This window comes from Halioglobus sp. Uisw_031, assembly GCF_047729875.1.
Classification (GTDB): domain Bacteria; phylum Pseudomonadota; class Gammaproteobacteria; order Pseudomonadales; family Halieaceae; genus Marimicrobium.
Genome location: NZ_CP159826.1, coordinates 1,687,201 through 1,703,751, shown reverse-complemented (window position 1 = coordinate 1,703,751; position 16,551 = coordinate 1,687,201). Strand labels below are relative to the sequence as shown.

Below are 16,551 nucleotides of genomic sequence, written 5' to 3'. Positions count from 1 at the left end.
GTGCGGCAACCTGCTTGACGCAACTCTCTAAGAAGACTTTACGGGGGCCACCTCAAAATGACACCCCTCCCCTATCCCGAAGCGAGCGCGATAATAGCACAGTTTTTCAGGTTAAATAATGATGTGTCAGTCTTCGAAGCACTTTTACTTTGCACCATGAACTCTTCATGTCCTTCCAACCAATGCTACAATGGCACCACCCAATAAAATGCAATAGAGTCGCGCAATGGCAGTCATACGAGGAGAGTTCAGCTCCCGCTTTGGTTTTGTCATGGCCGCCTCGGGCAGCGCGGTTGGATTAGGTAATATCTGGGGCTTTCCAACGCAGGCCGCTAGCAACGGCGGTGCGGCGTTTTTGCTGGTTTACCTGATACTGGCATTCACCCTGGCCTACCCCGCTTTAATGGCCGAGTTAATCATAGGCCGGCACGCTCACGCCAATGCGGTTTCTGCGCTGCGCCTCGTTTCGCCCACTCGCCTCATTGGCAATATCGGTGCGCTTGCCGGCATCGCTGGCTTGATCGTCGCCAGTCTGATTCTCAGTTTTTACGCGATAGTCGCCGGCTGGATGATCGCGTTTTTCCTCTCGTCTATTGCAGACCTCTTAGGCATGGAAAACCTATCACTCTGGCTGGTATCGTTTAGCTCGTGGCGCAACATCCTCTTTATGCTTATCTTTATGGCCTTAAACGTTGGCGTTATTTCGGCTGGCGTGCAGGGAGGCATCGAGCGCTGGTCGACTCGACTGATGCCAGTCCTGCTGACTACGCTTGCGCTACTGGTAGTTTACGTATTGACCCTAGACGGCGCCATGGAAGGCTTGCGTGTCTATCTGCTGCCAGATTTTTCGCAAATACTCTCCCCCCGATTGATCATCAACGCGCTTGGCTCGGCTTTTTTCTCTCTGTCACTAGGCGTTGGTACGATGTTGATCTACGGGTCCTATATTAAAGACGATGAAAATCTTCCACTCGTTGGCGGAATGGTCACGGTGTTAGATATCCTGATCGCCGTACTCGCCGGCTTTTTGGTTTTGCCTGCCATGTATGTCGCGCTGAACAGCGGAGTCGAAATATTCACCGAGTCGGGCGCTCTCATTTCAGAAGACACGCTGATTTTTACCGTACTTCCCGAACTCTTTGCCACGATGGGCGTGACCGGAATCATCGTGTCACTCATCTTCTTTTTCCTGATGAGTATTGCCGCAGTGACCTCCTCCATCTCGATGCTGGAAGTGCCCGTCGCCTATGCTATAGAAGAACACGGTACTGATCGAAAAATAACCACTATCGCTGTTAGCTGCGTAATAGCGGTCATCAGTGTCTGCATCCTGCTCAATTTTGAAAGCCTTTTCGGCGCGGTGATCACGCTCACAACACGCTATAGCCAACCTCTACTGGGATTCGTGTTTTGTATTTACGCGGGATGGGTGTGGCGAAGAGACCTGCTGCTGCAAGAACTACGAAAAGGCAATCCAGAGATAAGCGAAGGTCTATTTTGGAAAATCTGGCCCTGGTATGTGAAGTTGGTGTGCCCGTTAATTATCCTCGCGATCTTTGCGCAATCGATTTGGGGGTAACTCACACTGGCCGACCCGCCTCGGCGCTAGTTTAGTTTTATCTCTCCCCTTTCTTCGATACGCTGCGTAGGCATGAAGCCATTAAAATCTATTTTCGCTGAGAATCGATAGACCAGAGGATCAGATTGCGAAGCACCCAGACCAGCCATCAAGCGCAGTATCTCGAGCAGCTGTAGTCCGGCTTCCAACGTCACCACCCCTTCGCCATAGCCCTCAATCGGCGGAATATCATTTGCCACACCGGTCATCACTTCCTTATCAAGCAACTCGATAGAATAGCTGATGCCGGCAATATCCAACGGCTGTTGGTTAGGGTTAATCACTCGAAGCTGTATCTCAAATCGCGGAAGCCCACTTACTGCGGGCAGGCTGCGAAAACTTTCAAGGCTGACTTTTGGAGGGTCTAGGTCCGAGGGGAAACTGGCACAACCGACCAGCATGGCGAGCACCACTGCAAGCAGTGCCCTGTCACAAAAATATCGCCAACTCACGATTTGTTCCTCTGGTAACTGAGTATGAAGAACAAAGAATAACCCAAACTCCCAAGCGCAAATACTGCCGCAACCCAGTCCCACGTTGTGAAGAACATTACAACGCTGAAGATAAAAAAGGCCAACGACAGGATGACACCGAGAAATCGTGCGGGTAAATTTACCATTTATAGTTCTCCAACCTTAACGACTCGGGTTTTGATCTCGGTGAAGCTTTGGGCTTCTATGTAGCGAAACAGCATCGAACCCTGATCAGGTGCGGCAGTGCTAAGCCTGTTCGGGTGGCAGACGCGGCAGGTAACGACAACCCGCGGCACGGTTGATTGCATCGGCCGGGGTTGTATGCAGCAGCACCTGGTCGCCCGCATCCTTGAGGGCGTCACAAAAAACCGCCCACAGACGGTCGCCTACAACTCTTGCTTCATTATCACGCACTGATGGGGTTTGTGAATAACATCCGACAAGTATAAAACGGTTAAACCGTGTATTGCGAGCCGATTGTACAGACAGACTACTTTAGACATTCCTTTAGCGGTTGGCCCTCATGGACAACACCTAATTAGGCTATGATAGCATCCCAAGATGATTCTAATCGTCATTAGAAGAGCCAGCACACCATGAGCGATCAAACAGCACTAGTGACCGGGGCCTCGGACGGAATCGGCTTAGAGTTTTGCAAGATTTTGGCCTCTCGTGGCTACAACCTCATATTAGTCGCACGGCGAGAGGCTAAGCTCAATGAGATCGCCATCGATTTAAGACAATCTCATGCTGTTCGATGCACTGTCATTGCAGCAGACTTGTCTCTACCCCAAGCGGCCCAGATACTTTTTCAAAACACGAAAGACCAAAGGTTACAGGTTGATTTTTTGATTAACAATGCCGGACTGTTACACAACGGTCCCTTTTGTGAATTGAGTTTAATCGAACAAGAAACCATGATTGCCGTTAATGTCCTGGCGTTAACCTCTCTAACCCACTTGTTCGCTAATGATATGGCGACACGCAAAACAGGCCATATTCTTAACGTTGCATCACTAGCGGCCTGGACACCTATTCCCAGTCAGAATGTCTACGCTGCGACTAAAGCCTATGTATTGGCCTTTAGCCAAGCTTTGACTGACGAGATGAATGCTGCCGGCAATGGGGTAATCGTCTCGGCACTCTGCCCCGGCTACACCGCAACCAAAATGATGGACAACCCTGATCAAGGCGCCACCTTGCGGATTCCAGCGAATATGATGATGTCGTCTAAAGATGTTGCCAACCAAGGCATTATCGGCTGCCTGTCTGGACAACATACGGTAGTGCCCGGTATTTCTAATAAAATAGGCACTGCTATTACGCATCTGGCTCCCAAAATGACCCTTGCTAAACTGTTGGGTCGTTTTTATCGAATGAACATGAATTAGAGGGTTAAATACACTCACTATGAACCATCATCTGATTGAATAGAGAGGTTTCTTTGGATCAAAACATCGTCAATAAGGTTCTTATTACGGGGGCTAATGGGTTTATTGGCAACACCCTCATGCGTTATTACAAGCAACAGGGCACAGCGGTTATCGGCGTTGACCTTCACGGTAATGGCGATGATATTATTCAGGGTGACATTGCTAATCCCGAAACCATTAGCCACCTTCTTGAGCAATGCGATGTGATTGTCCATACCGCCGCTTTGGTCTCCAATGCCATGAAAGATAGCGATATGTGGCGAGTCAATGTATTGGCAACACGCAATTTAATCGCCGCAGCCAAGCACCATAAGGTTCGCCGCTTTGTGCAAATTTCATCAATCGTTGCATACGGCAATACGGCGCAGGGAGAGCTTGACGAGGACTATCCCGTTCATGCCGATGGTGGCAGTTATGTGCTGACCAAACTGGCCTCAGAACATGCGGTTTTGGCAGCACAAGCTAGCGGCGGCATTGAAGTGGTCATCTTACGCCCTGGTGACGTCTATGGCCCAGGCAGTCGGCCCTGGATCATTGCGCCACTTGAGGCCATCGCTAAAAACCAATTTATGCTCCCCGCCAAAGGTGAAGGGTTCTTTAGGCCGATCTATGTTGACGACCTCATTAGGGGTATCGACTTGGCTGTTCGCCACCCTGCGGCTGCGGGCGAAATTTTCAACCTATCCTGCGAAGGGTACATCACCACTAAAGAATACTTTGCCTCCCATTATCAGTGGTTAGGTAAAAAGGGCCCGATGTTAGTCTCGACAAAAGTGGCCCTCGCGGTGTCGGCAATCGCATCCAAGGTTGCCGATCTTGTGGGCAACTTAAACGAGGCCTCCCCAGCCACCGTGGCACAACTGGCCACCAAGAGCTGGTTCTCAATCAAAAAAGCCGAACGTATTCTCGGCTGGAAGCCGAAAATATCCTTTGAAGAAGGGATAAAGCGCTCACATCAGTGGGCAAAGGACAAGAATCTGGTATAGCATTCAATAGCGAGTTGCTGGAGTCGCTGAAGGAATCACATGCGACAAGACCAATAAGCACTCGTGTAACCAGCAGTGGCTTGAGCCCGTGCTTCAGATTACCTTTGATCAGGCGGAGAGCGTAAAAACGCTGCGGTCAAGAAGGACGCGGTGGCAAAAACCTCTGAAGCTCAATGATATAGCGCCTTTGGCTTCCATTTAGTTGTAGCTGCAGGGATTTAAATCGTTGCCCTTTCACTCAAAATATGAAAATATAAGAATGAATATTGCTTAAAAGTACAATGTCTGTGTTTAACGAGCGAGATAGCGTTACATCCTGAGACAAATTTAACTACGAGCAGTCTTAGACTGTGAACCAAAAATATAGAAAGCATTCCCATTATCGGCAGTGCATATAAATTACCCTACTCATTATGATGCGAGTTGCGGTGCAAATTCTGGCAACACCTTAACAAATATGGAGTTACTGTATATGAGACACAAATTATTAACAGGCATCATCATAGGTGCCGCATTAGCACTCCCTTCAATAGCATCGTACGCAGCGCCGATTACCTGGCAGCTTGATAATGTCACCTTTGCTTCTGCTCAGACTCAGGGGCTCGGCCCTTTTGATGGAACCGCTACCGGGTCATTCACCTATGACGCGTCCACGAATACGTACTCCAACGTCAACATTACGACGACCGGAAGTAACTATTGGGGCACGGACAATTGTGGCGATTCGGCATTGTGCGGCACTTACATAAGGGCGACTGATTTGTATTCGACGCTCAGTGCCACTTCGTTGCAGGCGACGCCGACGGCGTCTGACCCCGTTAGCGCCGTCGGGTATTATGGCATTTCCATGCAGTTTGTAGGCAGTGGCCTGACCAATGCTGGCGGAACAGTAGATTTGTCCACTACTGGTGGCACTGATGGAGAAGGGATTTGCGCTACCGCTGCTTGTGATCCTACAGGAGCTGGCGCTGTCAGTGCCTTCAGGGGCTTCTCGGGAGGTTCTGTGTCTGCTGTGCCCATCCCTGCTGCAGCCTGGCTGTTTGGTTCAGCGATACTTGGACTGTTTGGTATAGCTAGACGCAAAAGAGCGTAGACGTAACCCTTGCATATAGCCCCGCATGTCGGGGCTTTTTATTACCTGCAATTTACTCAGGCAGCCACCCCGCTCGGAATCTCATTGATCTTAAGATAACGTGCCACTAATACGCAAACGCACGGCCCGCTTTTAACATTCGCAGGCTAAGCCGCCCTCTTCTCCCTAGCGGGAGTGGCGTTTATTCAATGCTAAGAACGATCGCCTTTACACTATTACCAACTTGATGATTCTGCTAAGTCCCCACTGTGTTTGTGTATTCCTCAAACGGGCGACTGGGCTGCCCGCGCAGCCCTGGACATGGCGGTGGCGACGATTCTACCGGACTCATCGGGATGAGTGGCAAGACAATACTAGATGGATAGAGTGCCGAGTGTGCAATGGTGTGCCTGACCAGCTCCTCGTATTCGAGCAATAAGAATCGCCATAACTCACGGCTATCGCCAGGCGTATCAATTTGGAAGCGAATTCGCGAACCTGCACGGAATATGTGTGCAAAGGGAAATATCTCCACTCTCGCCAGCTCAAACTGGCCCTCTGGTAGAGGCGCTACATCCACCTCAAGATGCGTCTGGACAGGCCGTAATGCTGTTGTCTGATCCTGATCGAGTGCTCGCTGGCTTGCCCGCAGCCAACCTGCCTGTACATACGTCTCGCAGCCGTCTGCACGAACCTCGCTTAACAATACTTCAATGTCCGCATCTGCCGCAGTGGACTGAATAAAAAGGTCTGCACTCCCGCTCCCGACGAACACCATATCCTGCGTTAACGCATCGCTGACAAAAACAGCGGCTTTCTCCGGCTCCGTGGCGGCCCATATATAAAATGGCTGAGAGCCACCAAAGGTGCGCTGCCCTGCTGCAGGATCATGCATGAAACTTGACGCGGCCTCGGCAACACTGGGCTCGTTATCGGTCAGTGAGCCATCCGGTTGCAAAAAGAGCCGATAAACCTGCTGCTCTATAGGAGGCCACTGACTAAACTCGGTACTGAAGACACCCTCAGGTGCTCCGGCATTTGCGGGTAAAAGGTCAGGCGATGCGCCCCTGTCAAAAATGACTCTAAGCGGAAATTGCGCCACATGATCTTCATAGGCAGACAGTGCCTCAGCATAGCTGCCCTTGTCGCTGTAGGGGATAGGAGGGAAAGCTAACGGGGCACCGAACTGTTGTTCAAAGAGCGCTGCGGATAAATCGAGAAATGCTGGCCGAGTCGGAACCACCTTCGCGACATAAATATCATAAAACGCTTTCAATTCAGCGAGCGGCACGGGCGTGTACCCGTCGGCATGCAACCCATTGAAGGTAATGAAGCGTGTCGAGCGCGCATTAATAAATTTATCCATTAGGGTGGCGAAATGGGACCCAGTTTGCTCATCCTGCCAGGCGCCAGTGAGGAATACGGGTACCGTAATCTTGTCGACAAACTTCGCCGGACTCAGTGAATCAAGAATTTCAGGCTCATAGTAGCTGTAATTTAGTGCTTTGCCGACAGCATCTACTGCCTGAGCATGTAGCTGCTGATTCTCTTCGCAGACACTGCTGCCAAACGCTTCGTATTCCGCCTCGACCTGACCCTGTTCCCAGCCCTGGCCATAGGGCTGAGCGCCGTCCACCACACTTTTAGCCCATTCAAAAGCGAAGCCATTGTTGAAAATACCACCCGGGGTCAGCGTTGAGGCCGCGGTCTCTGCGACAACAGACATGGGCGCAATGGCCGCCAGACCGGGCGGATCAGTTTGAGCGACAAACAGTTGACTGATACCGGGGTAGGAAAGCCCCCCCATTCCAACTTGCTTGCCAAACACCCAAGCCTGGGCCGCAATCGTTTCGATAACATCGTAACCGTCCGACACTTGTAGCGGCTCAAAATAGTCGTAGGCGCCTCCAGAACAACCGGTGCCACGCATGTTAACCCCCACTGACGCATAGCCCATAAACCCCGCTATCAGTCCTGAGGGATGACTAGGCGCATCACACAGAACCGGCAAAACGCCACAAAGACTTGTTAGGCTGGCGTCCAGAACCGAGCCTGGCTTTGAGGGCTCATATCCGGAGTAATTGACTATCGTTGGATAGGGGCCGTTCTCCAACGGTCCAGGTAAGAAGACATAGGCGGAAAGGCGCGTGCCATCACGAGTGGTGATGTAATTAAAACCTGGTTGAAGCGACTGGTTGCGGTAAAAACTTGCGTCCGGGAGACTCCCCTCAACTGACCATACTTCGAGATTCTCAAGACCCCTTACTGGATTACTCATCGTTTCTCGCACCGAGTAGTCGCTACCCGCTGGTAAGTTGCGGAAGATTAAGCTGCCCATAAAATCGGTTTCACCGCTGGACACTTTATTACCTGAGGCATTATAAACCTCAAGCTGCAAGCCCTCCTCGGCCCCCGTGACGTGAAGTTGGCCGACACTTTCACGAACAGAAAAATCTGCTGTCCGCAGCGAGGTGTCTGTGTCTGTGTCACCCAGGTCACCCGAGTCATCCGCGTCACCCGAGTCATCCGCGTCACCCGAGTCAGCCGAGTCATCCGAGTCATCCGAGTCACCCGAGTCACCCGAGTCACCCGAGTCACCCGAGTCATCCGAGTCATCCGAGTCATCCGAGTCATCGGAGTCATCTAGAGCACCGTCGTCATCTGTATCCACGGGGCTGTCTGGGATAATTAGAGGAGAAGCATCTATGTTGGAGTTGCCGGACGAATCACACGCCACAAGGCCAATAAGCGCTAGTGTAACCAGCAGTGCCTTGAGCCCGCACTTCAGATCGCGTGGAATCAAGCGAGCAGCGTCAAAACGCTGCAATCGATCAGCATGCTGGTTAACCCAATTGGAATTCTCGGGGTATTTCATTATTGCCTAGCCTCACAATTGATGGTGCCTCAGTGGCACGGCGCAGACCGCAGAAAATGCCCAGCCTCAGCCGGACCAACACGTCTTGTGCAATCGCGACAAACTATAGCAAGAAACACCGTCAAATTTAAGCTAAGGAATGCTAGAGAAGTTTACGTCATTGATCTGATTGGAGGCTCGGGCCGCCTCCGACTATCTTATACCTATGCGGTTTTCGGGGGTCTTATTACCAATTTATTACCACCACCAAGGCATTCCCAGGCAACAAAAAACCCGCACTAGGCGGGCTTGAGAAGGCTCAGGCTTTACGCAGCTTCCTGATGCCTACTAGAAAGTTGTTCGCTGAGGTGATCGTGCAATTCATATTCGTCCATTCCTGAACGAGAGCCCGCAGCAGTCCGTGCCATGGGGTTTTCAGTGGCGTCCCTGCTGATGAAACTCCGTCCCGGCGAAAAGAGACAGCGTGCCAGGTGGCGCTCTGGTCGGTGGTGCCAGGTGTGGCAAAGCGGGGGTGTTGTGTTCCTTGCTCTCAAGATGAGCCAGGATCCGGTCGATGGCGTCCTGCTCCTCGATGCAAGCGATGACTTTGACAGACCCACCGCAGCGACTGCAAACCTCAATGTCGATATTGAACACGCGCTTGAGTCGCTGGGCCCAAGTCATAGCCGCATGACGCTGAATCGATGAGACGACGTCACTATCGACAGGGCGCATTGCACCTTGCAGTCTTCAGAGACTTTATAGCCCCCCCCCGCAGGTGACCACCCCCACGTATGGGTATATATATAGGTGCTTAGACTTTTTGGGGTGAATTTGGGGTGGAAACTAGATGGGTTGGCCTCTAAATATTGTGTCTGCTACGCATTTAAGCAAGATACTTAAATACTGCTATGCTTAAAGAACGGCAAAATCTGCATAGGAGTAGTAGCGTGTTTAAATTTTTAAAGAGTCTCGTAGATAGTGAGGTCGTGGGAGAAGAGATAGTTAACAAGAACGTGAAGACGTATTTTTCAGCGAAAAAGATGCATCCAAACCTCAAGAGCTTAGATTGGTTGATGGCGACATATCTGGGTAGGATGCAAGCAATAGGAATTTCGCCAGAGCAATGCATGGCTGATGCTGAGTATCATTGTAATATCTTTAACAAAATTTCAGAACCGCAGAATGCAAGAGCGCTTGGTCTATCCATGCTGATGCAGGAACGCCCAGACATCATTCGCGATTACCCTAAATTTATGAATGAGATAGCTAGCATTATGCCTCCAAATGATAGGAATTAAGTACTCTCAGCCTCACAAACTAATGAGTATCTAGGGATTATTAAAAGTTGAGCGGGGCTTTCGCCGACAAAATACCTGCATAGCTCACTAGATAAAAAGCTTCTCAGAGAACTCCGCCGCTACTTGAGCGAAAGAGTATAAGTCCTGCCTCAAGGTCTTGTGCCTTTCCTGCTAGAGGATGACCGGAGCTTAGCGTTTTTTTCTTAGCAAATTCAATTGTTGCTTCCCATGTAGCTATAACCATTTGCGTAGAAGAGTATGTTCTATCGGGAAGGTTCTTTAGTATTTCAAGTAACCTATCCATCAAATCACTTTTTTCCATACCTTTCATTTTTTCTATGTCGATGCCCGTATACTGCATTATGTTCCAACGGCCATCAGTAAATGCTTCCGCTACTATTTTTTTTTCTTTAAAAAAACCGAACATTATTGAACTCCTTTGTCATAGTTCATTGTTGCCTAACATGACTAGCATAATCAATTATTGAGGTCTGTGCATCTTGCAACTTACTCATGCCCAGTTGACAAACTAATTTCAAACCCTCTATGTTAAAAAGGAAATTAACTAGGAAGTATAGGACAAATAAACGGCCTAACGGCCTATTGAGATTAAATTTCCTGACTGATCCTGCTAATTGAACTAGAAAAATTCGCGACATACCCGCCTACTGCCCTGAAAAGTTGTTCGCTGAGGTGACCGTGCAATTCATATTATGATGACAGGGTGATTCGTTTAGGACCGCTTTTAAAGTAATCACGTAGCGATCACCTGGCGCAGGCGCAGCTGGAGTTAAACCCAATACATAGGCATCTGGTATCCCGACCAACAAAAAACTCGCACTAGGCGGGCTTTGGCGCAACAACGGAAATTAGGCTAATCTTACCTGGGGGTCTGCTTTCGACACACAGCGCACACCGAACAATATGAATAATAATCTCAATTATAAGACAGGAACTGAATAATGTTTAAGTGGGCCAAGAAAACAAAAGTGAGGCTCCAAATTGGAGTCAATATAGGAGCACTCGTCGCATCCTATGTGGGTAAAAACTGCCTTGACGATCTATCTTACCAAGACAGAGGCGGGTTATTACAAGACATGTTTAATTCAGTCGAGGATGTATACGGAAAAAAGATTGAAACATACGACGATGGAAACGCTGTTGCGTCGGATTTAGCGGCAGCTATGTTTCTCCTTTTAGCAGTGAGATTTGAAGCGAAAGGAAATACGCTTGATCATCTTACAGTGGTTTCGGGGATGGCTACTTTTGTTGCCAGGCGTGATCTAAAGCCTGAAATTTCTCCGTCTATCCTAGCAACGGTGACTGCATATGTTGGTAAACATGCGCATGCTTAACTAGACTCATGAGCCATAGCAGGGCGTCCAGCGATGTCCACCTGTGTCCCGCTTGATGTTCAGCTGTGTGGAGCAGGTCATAGGGTTTTCCCTATATCCCACCCCCGTTATGGGCGAGTGAATAAACATCAGATATGATGGAGTTAAAGCAGTAATATAAAAAAGCATAACCTCTTAAGGAGTAAACATGATCAACAAGCAGTTTGCAAGCCATCTGCCTTCACTACTGAAGACTCTACTTCTGACATCAACGCTTACACTCTCGCTGATGTTTTCTGCTGGCAGTTCCGCTGAATGGACTTATATGGGCGTCAGCAATGGCAATAAGTGGTACCTTGACTTCGACAGGATCAGAAAGAGTAACGGGCTGGTTTATTATTGGGAGGTTGTGGACCTCTTGGAGCCATTCAACGGGCTAATGTCCACCAAGACATATTACAAAGGTGACTGCGAGACCTTTCGGGAGATGCAGTTGAGTATATCAGCCTACGAGTTGCCGATGGCAGAAGGTAACGCCAAGGACACATTTACTCCTGAGCCACGGTGGGAATACGTTAGACGTAGCAGCACTGGAGACGCCAAATTGAAAGCCGTCTGCAATCACTGATGAAATACTTACTACTGACATCAACGCTTACACTCTCCCTAATGTTCTCTGCTGGCAGCTGGGCTGAGTGGACTGAGGTGACCGAGAGTGCCCTTAGCGGCAGTAAGAACTACGTGGATTTAGACCGCATCAGAAAGGTTGACGGGCTGGTGTACTTTTGGCTGATTGAAGACCTCTTGGAGCCATTCAATGGGGATATGTCTTATAAGGTGTATTACAAGGCTGACTGCGAGACCTTGCAGGATATGGCCTTGAGCTTTTCAACTTACAAACTCCCGATGGCTAAAGGTGATGCTACATCGACATTTACTCCTGAGCCAAAGTGGGTGCACGCTGAACCTGACACCGTCAAAGAAACCACACTACAAGCCGTCTGCGCTCACTGATTAAGCAGCTTTTCTCTTCTTATATACAGGCGCCGGGAGTGGGTTATCATGTGCACACTTTCATTTGGCAGCGTGGGTGCTGCGGGGGTTGGGTGTTCTATGGCAAGTAGACATGCAACTCAGACAAGCCCCGTTCGCGCACCACAGGTGGCAGGTGGGGGCTAGATCCTAATGTCGCGCTATCATTATTCGACATATAAACCACTCCCGAACCCGTGTTCGTACTGGTAATAAAAATAACGCGACTCCCTAACCCGTGTCCGTAAACGGTGGTAATAATTTTATTACCACCTAAAAACGCGTTATCCCGGATCAATTATTACCACATTGTTACCATCGGGGAAACGCAATGGCAAGTTTAGGCCGTTTAAGTGATACAACCAGATAGGACCAGATAGGCCCGAAAGTCTCGCTATCGTTGGTTTTCGGGGGGTTTTCGGCGCCAGGTCAATAAAGGCGCGGGGGGGTATTGGAGGCTCGGGCCGGAATCGAACCGGCGTGCGCGGAGTTGCAGTCCACTACATGACCACTCTGCCACCGAGCCTTATTGGGAGGTGGAGCGGGAAACCGGGTTCGAACCGGCGACCTCAACCTTGGCAAGGTTGCGCTCTACCAACTGAGCTATTCCCGCACACAGCGGCGATATAAACATCTGCGCCTCTGAGTGGGGGCTATTGTATGCACGGCGTCTCTATAGTCAAGCGAATTCCAACAAAAATCCCGCAACCAATTGAATTAAATAGGTTTATCTTGCTCTTTAATGACGACCCAGGCGGCTTTAAGATAGACCACCATAGACCACAGGGTCAGCACTGCGGCGGTGTATAACACCACATAGCACAGTGCCAGTTGCCAGTCTTCGTCCCCACGAGGACCAATCGCCAGCAGGCCTGTTATCGCAATCATCTGAAAGGCTGTTTTAACCTTGCCAATATAAGAAACCGCCACGGATGTGCGCTCTCCAAGCTCCGCCATCCACTCTCGCAGCGCCGACACCACAATCTCGCGACCAATAATCACGCAGGCGGCCAACGTGAACAACAGCGTATCATGACGCTCAACAAGCAAAACTAGAGCGATAGTGACCATTAATTTGTCTGCCACCGGGTCGAGAAAAGCGCCAAAGGCTGTCATCTGACCAAGCCGTCGCGCGAGATAGCCATCTACCCAATCGGTTATCGCTGCAAAGGCAAAAATCCCCGCTGCAAACAGCAAATGATTTTTGAACGGCAGATAGAACACCACCACCAGCACAGGGATCAGTAGAATTCTCAAAATCGTCAGCGCATTGGGAATAGTGATGGGCAAGTGCTTCGATATCCTTATAAAAACTAACAGCTATATATGCTAAACAGACACGACTAATGCCTAACGCATACTAACCCATGCCCGCCCTCTGATTCAAACGCTGCACCCAAGCAACATTCTTTCTGGTCTGGATCCAGCCGCGCTAACAGTCACTCAAGGGTATTCGAAAGAACAACACATAGGCGCCCTCGCACGCTGACCACCACCCCCAGTTATCGTTAGCGCTGCGTGTGCCACTCGAATGCGCGTTCAGACCAGCTTACCTGTGAAACCGTCCGTAACACATTATTATACGTTGTGTAGGTGATCGTATATCTGTTGTGCAATCGCCGCGCTAATGCCCGAAATCTTTTTCAATTCATCAATGTTTGCGTTCTGTACGCCTTGTGCACTGCCAAAGTGACGCAGCAGTTCACGGCGGCGCTTAGCACCCACACCGGGAATGTCCTGCAGCGCTGAACGCTGACGGGCTTTATCGCGCCGGCCACGGTGACCGGTGATCGCGAAGCGGTGCGCCTCATCGCGTATATGCTGTATCAAGTGCAGGGCAGGATGGTCTGGTGGCAACTGAATCTGCTCCCCTGTCTCGCCGTTAATTAACGTTTCGAGTCCGGCCTTGCGCGTGACCCCCTTTGCGACCCCCACAACCTCAACCCCAGAAACTTGCAGATCGTTAAGGACCGACATGGCCTGAGCAACCTGTCCCTTACCCCCGTCTATCAGAAGGACATCAGGCATTTTAGCCTCTGTGGTCTTCAGCCTTTTGTAACGACGCTCAAGAGCCTGGTGCATCGCGCCGTAGTCATCGCCGGGGGTGACGCCCTCGATATTGAAGGTACGGTAATCGACCTTGCGCGGGCCATGTTGATCAAACACAACACACGAAGCGACTGTCGCCTCGCCAGAGCTATGGCTGATGTCGAAACACTCCATGCGTTCTGGCAGCTGCGACAAACCCAACAAATCCTGCAAGGCCTGCAGCCGTCCCAGCATGGTCTGGCGTCCGGCCAAGTGCGCGGTGAGATTGGTTTCGGCTGTTTGCTGTGCCAGCATCAACCATTGAGCGCGTGATTCACGCACCCGACTGCGTAACTTCACCTTTCGTTCAGACTGCACTGAGAGTGCTTGGGCGATTATATCGGCGCTGTCTGGCTCAGCATTGACAATAATTTCTGCCGGGATCGCTCTGCCCAAGCCGAGATAAAACTGCGGGATAAATGCCGCCAGCAGTTGTTCTACTCCCTCCTGTAGCTTTAGCGGCGGGTAATACGTTTTACTGCCTAACACCCTCGCCTCTCGTACAAATAGCACCTGCACACACGCTCGCCCGTGTGACGCAGCAGCTGCAATGATATCCAGATCTCCAGTGACTCCCTCGATACCCTGACTTGCTTGTACGTGCTGCAAATGACTAATCTGATCGCGATATATTGCCGCTTTTTCGTAGGACAGTTGCGCTGCAGCTTGCTCCATATCGTCTGCCAGTCGAACCATCAGTTGCTGAGATTTCCCACTCAAAAACAAACTCGTACTTTCGACCTGTTGGGCGTAGTCCTCCTTAGTCACAAGATCTACGCAAGGCCCGCTGCAGCGTTCTATCTGGTACTGCAGACAGGGGCGTGATCGATTCTTGAAATAACTATCTTCGCACTGCCGTACTTTGAATACTTTTTGCAGAAAATGCATAGATTCGCGCACTGCGCCGGCGCTGGGATAGGGCCCAAAGTACTGGCCCTTGCGTCTCTTGGCGCCACGGTGCATGGCAATTCTCGGGAAGTCATCGTCATTGGAAAGAAAAATATAGGGATACGTTTTGTCGTCGCGCAGCAGCACATTGTAAGGCGGTTGCTGTGTCTTGATCAGGTTATGTTCCAGTAACAGCGCATCGACTTCAGTCGTTGTCACGGTCACCTGAATATCCTGAATCTTAGCCACAAGAGCCATCGTTTTATCCGTCAGGCCACTGGCCCGAAAATAACTCCCCACACGGTTTTTTAGATTTTTAGCCTTGCCCACATACAACAGTCCACCCGCATCATCGTACATCTGGTAGACACCCGGCCGTGTCGTGAGCGCATTGACGAATGCTTTGTGATCGAACTTACTCACGGATTAAGCCCATATATCCTCGGCTCAACTTCCAGCTCCACGCCAAATGCGTCATGCACTGAGCTGACTATTTCGCTGGCCAGCGCCAATAATTGTGCGCCGCTGTCACTACCATAATTGACCAGCACAAGTGCGTGTTGTGGGTGCACGCCTAGATCATCTGCTCGATGACCTTTCCACCTGCACTGGTCGATCATCCATGCGGCAGAGACTTTAACGCTGCCGTCGGCTTGAGAAAAACACGGCAGACCGGGATGTTTGGCGAGCAACAGCGCTGCCATTTCTGAACGCAGCAATGGATTCTTAAAAAAACTGCCTACATTGGGTTCAATCGAGGGGTCTGGCAGCTTACTACGACGGATGCTGACAACCGCGTCAAATACCGTCTGAGGGGTCGGCTCAACATCAGGACGTTCAGCAAAAAAAGTCGCCAGAGCAGGATAGCTGATATTGACACTCGAACGCCGAGACAACTGAATGTCGATCGCGGTAATGACCAGCTGATCTTTGCACTCGCGCTTAAATATACTGTCTCGATAGTTAAACTGACAGGCTGCATTGTCTAGCGTCACCGGTTTATCATCCGCTATCTGCCTAGCATGTACCTGTAACAAGACTGACTGTAGTTCGACCCCGTAGGCGCCTATATTTTGAATCGGTGACGCACCGACTGTGCCGGGAATCAGCGCAAGATTTTCCAATCCGTAATAGCCTTGCTGCAACGTCCACTGCACCAACTCGTGCCAGTTTTCCCCGGCTGCTACGCGCAAAATAACATCACTGTTTAGCGTGTCTAATACCTCAATGCCGCGCACTGCCTGCTGCACCACCAGCGCCTGCACATCACCGGCTAAAACGATATTACTGCCTTGTCCAAGCACAACGACAGCAACGCCTTCAGTCCTCGCCCAACCAAGAGACTCCAGCAGTTCATCGTCATTGGTAACACACACAAAAGCGTCTGCTCGCGCTTGCAAAGCGAGCGTATTATGCTTACGCATGAGCTTATCGCGGTAAAATTTCATCGTCTCGTATCTGCTCAATAGGCA

Annotated in this window: 15 protein-coding genes, 2 tRNA genes and 1 pseudogene; 8 read left to right on the top strand and 10 right to left on the bottom strand. The window is 50.3% G+C overall.

The genetic code is table 11. From position 1 onward, the window contains the following. The first annotated feature begins 226 nt into the window (after positions 1–226). Complete coding sequence (locus ABXT62_RS07785; RefSeq protein WP_415358033.1) at positions 227–1,579, top strand: sodium-dependent transporter; 1,353 nt, start codon at positions 227–229, stop codon at positions 1,577–1,579. 26 nt (positions 1,580–1,605) lie between these two features. Here the strand turns inward: ABXT62_RS07785 and ABXT62_RS07780 are convergent, their stop codons facing one another. Then, positions 1,606–2,070 (bottom strand): LEA type 2 family protein, encoded by a 465-nt coding sequence (locus tag ABXT62_RS07780; protein WP_415358032.1) that lies wholly within the window; start codon positions 2,068–2,070, stop codon positions 1,606–1,608. A gap of 267 nt (positions 2,071–2,337) precedes the next feature. Further along, positions 2,338–2,505: a hypothetical protein gene (locus tag ABXT62_RS07775; RefSeq protein WP_415358031.1), complete on the bottom strand. Its 168-nt coding sequence runs from the start codon at positions 2,503–2,505 to the stop codon at positions 2,338–2,340. A gap of 182 nt (positions 2,506–2,687) precedes the next feature. Between ABXT62_RS07775 and ABXT62_RS07770 the strand changes: the two genes are divergently transcribed. The 3 genes from ABXT62_RS07770 (at position 2,688) to ABXT62_RS07760 (ending at position 5,603) form a co-directional block, all read left to right on the top strand. Next, positions 2,688–3,482 (top strand): SDR family NAD(P)-dependent oxidoreductase, encoded by a 795-nt coding sequence (locus ABXT62_RS07770; protein ID WP_415358030.1) that lies wholly within the window; start codon positions 2,688–2,690, stop codon positions 3,480–3,482. 53 nt (positions 3,483–3,535) lie between these two features. Continuing rightward, complete coding sequence (locus ABXT62_RS07765; RefSeq protein WP_415358029.1) at positions 3,536–4,510, top strand: NAD-dependent epimerase/dehydratase family protein; 975 nt, start codon at positions 3,536–3,538, stop codon at positions 4,508–4,510. 472 nt (positions 4,511–4,982) lie between these two features. After that, complete coding sequence (locus tag ABXT62_RS07760) at positions 4,983–5,603, top strand: VPLPA-CTERM sorting domain-containing protein (protein WP_415358028.1); 621 nt, start codon at positions 4,983–4,985, stop codon at positions 5,601–5,603. Positions 5,604–5,838: 235 nt separating this feature from the next. On the opposite strand, the gene ABXT62_RS07755 is transcribed toward ABXT62_RS07760, so the two are convergent. Beyond that, complete coding sequence (locus tag ABXT62_RS07755) at positions 5,839–8,457, bottom strand: CocE/NonD family hydrolase (RefSeq protein WP_415358027.1); 2,619 nt, start codon at positions 8,455–8,457, stop codon at positions 5,839–5,841. 414 nt (positions 8,458–8,871) lie between these two features. After that, positions 8,872–9,144: pseudogene (locus ABXT62_RS07750) on the bottom strand (hypothetical protein); the annotation flags it as partial. Between the two features lie 242 nt (positions 9,145–9,386). Between ABXT62_RS07750 and ABXT62_RS07745 the strand changes: the two are divergent. Beyond that, positions 9,387–9,737 carry a hypothetical protein gene (locus ABXT62_RS07745; protein WP_415358026.1) on the top strand — a complete coding sequence of 117 codons (351 nt, stop codon included), beginning with the start codon at positions 9,387–9,389 and terminating at the stop codon, positions 9,735–9,737. 103 nt (positions 9,738–9,840) lie between these two features. On the opposite strand, the gene ABXT62_RS07740 is transcribed toward ABXT62_RS07745, so the two are convergent. Next, a complete protein-coding gene (locus ABXT62_RS07740) occupies positions 9,841–10,164 on the bottom strand; it encodes a hypothetical protein (RefSeq protein ID WP_415358025.1) in 324 nt (107 codons plus the stop codon). 535 nt (positions 10,165–10,699) lie between these two features. Between ABXT62_RS07740 and ABXT62_RS07735 the strand changes: the two genes are divergently transcribed. The 3 genes from ABXT62_RS07735 (at position 10,700) to ABXT62_RS07725 (ending at position 12,085) form a co-directional block, all read left to right on the top strand. Beyond that, positions 10,700–11,092: a hypothetical protein gene (locus ABXT62_RS07735; RefSeq protein ID WP_415358024.1), complete on the top strand. Its 393-nt coding sequence runs from the start codon at positions 10,700–10,702 to the stop codon at positions 11,090–11,092. A 187-nt stretch (positions 11,093–11,279) separates the two neighbouring features. After that, entirely contained in the window at positions 11,280–11,699 is a 420-nt protein-coding gene (locus tag ABXT62_RS07730; protein ID WP_415358023.1) for a surface-adhesin E family protein, read from the top strand. Next, complete coding sequence (locus tag ABXT62_RS07725; protein WP_415358022.1) at positions 11,699–12,085, top strand: surface-adhesin E family protein; 387 nt, start codon at positions 11,699–11,701, stop codon at positions 12,083–12,085. The genes ABXT62_RS07730 and ABXT62_RS07725 overlap by 1 nt, the downstream gene beginning before the upstream one ends. 470 nt (positions 12,086–12,555) lie before the next feature. Here the strand turns inward: ABXT62_RS07725 and ABXT62_RS07720 are convergent. The 5 genes from ABXT62_RS07720 to murB all read right to left on the bottom strand — a co-directional run bounded on the left by ABXT62_RS07720 (position 12,556) and on the right by murB (position 16,527). Continuing rightward, positions 12,556–12,629: transfer RNA gene (locus ABXT62_RS07720), tRNA-Cys, on the bottom strand. Positions 12,630–12,640: 11 nt separating this feature from the next. Beyond that, positions 12,641–12,716: transfer RNA gene (locus ABXT62_RS07715), tRNA-Gly, on the bottom strand. A 104-nt stretch (positions 12,717–12,820) separates the two neighbouring features. Beyond that, a complete protein-coding gene (gene pgsA, locus ABXT62_RS07710) occupies positions 12,821–13,387 on the bottom strand; it encodes a CDP-diacylglycerol--glycerol-3-phosphate 3-phosphatidyltransferase (RefSeq protein WP_415358178.1) in 567 nt (188 codons plus the stop codon). 294 nt (positions 13,388–13,681) lie between these two features. After that, positions 13,682–15,502 (bottom strand): excinuclease ABC subunit UvrC, encoded by a 1,821-nt coding sequence (uvrC, locus tag ABXT62_RS07705; RefSeq protein ID WP_415358021.1) that lies wholly within the window; start codon positions 15,500–15,502, stop codon positions 13,682–13,684. After that, complete coding sequence (gene murB / locus ABXT62_RS07700; protein WP_415358020.1) at positions 15,499–16,527, bottom strand: UDP-N-acetylmuramate dehydrogenase; 1,029 nt, start codon at positions 16,525–16,527, stop codon at positions 15,499–15,501. The genes uvrC and murB overlap by 4 nt, the downstream gene beginning before the upstream one ends. Positions 16,528–16,551: the final 24 nt, after the last annotated feature.

What these genes read in the sequence shown, in the direction of transcription:
- ABXT62_RS07770 (WP_415358030.1), top strand. Translation starts at nt 2,688, where the DNA reads ATGAGCGATCAAACAGCACTAGTGACCGGGGCCTCGGACGGAATCGGC.
- ABXT62_RS07730 (WP_415358023.1), top strand. Translation starts at nt 11,280, where the DNA reads ATGATCAACAAGCAGTTTGCAAGCCATCTGCCTTCACTACTGAAGACT.
- ABXT62_RS07755 (WP_415358027.1), bottom strand. Translation starts at nt 8,457, where the DNA reads ATGAAATACCCCGAGAATTCCAATTGGGTTAACCAGCATGCTGATCGA.
- ABXT62_RS07740 (WP_415358025.1), bottom strand. Translation starts at nt 10,164, where the DNA reads ATGTTCGGTTTTTTTAAAGAAAAAAAAATAGTAGCGGAAGCATTTACT.
- ABXT62_RS07785 (WP_415358033.1), top strand. Translation starts at nt 227, where the DNA reads ATGGCAGTCATACGAGGAGAGTTCAGCTCCCGCTTTGGTTTTGTCATG.
- ABXT62_RS07735 (WP_415358024.1), top strand. Translation starts at nt 10,700, where the DNA reads ATGTTTAAGTGGGCCAAGAAAACAAAAGTGAGGCTCCAAATTGGAGTC.
- ABXT62_RS07725 (WP_415358022.1), top strand. Translation starts at nt 11,699, where the DNA reads ATGAAATACTTACTACTGACATCAACGCTTACACTCTCCCTAATGTTC.
- ABXT62_RS07760 (WP_415358028.1), top strand. Translation starts at nt 4,983, where the DNA reads ATGAGACACAAATTATTAACAGGCATCATCATAGGTGCCGCATTAGCA.
- murB (WP_415358020.1), bottom strand. Translation starts at nt 16,527, where the DNA reads ATGAAATTTTACCGCGATAAGCTCATGCGTAAGCATAATACGCTCGCT.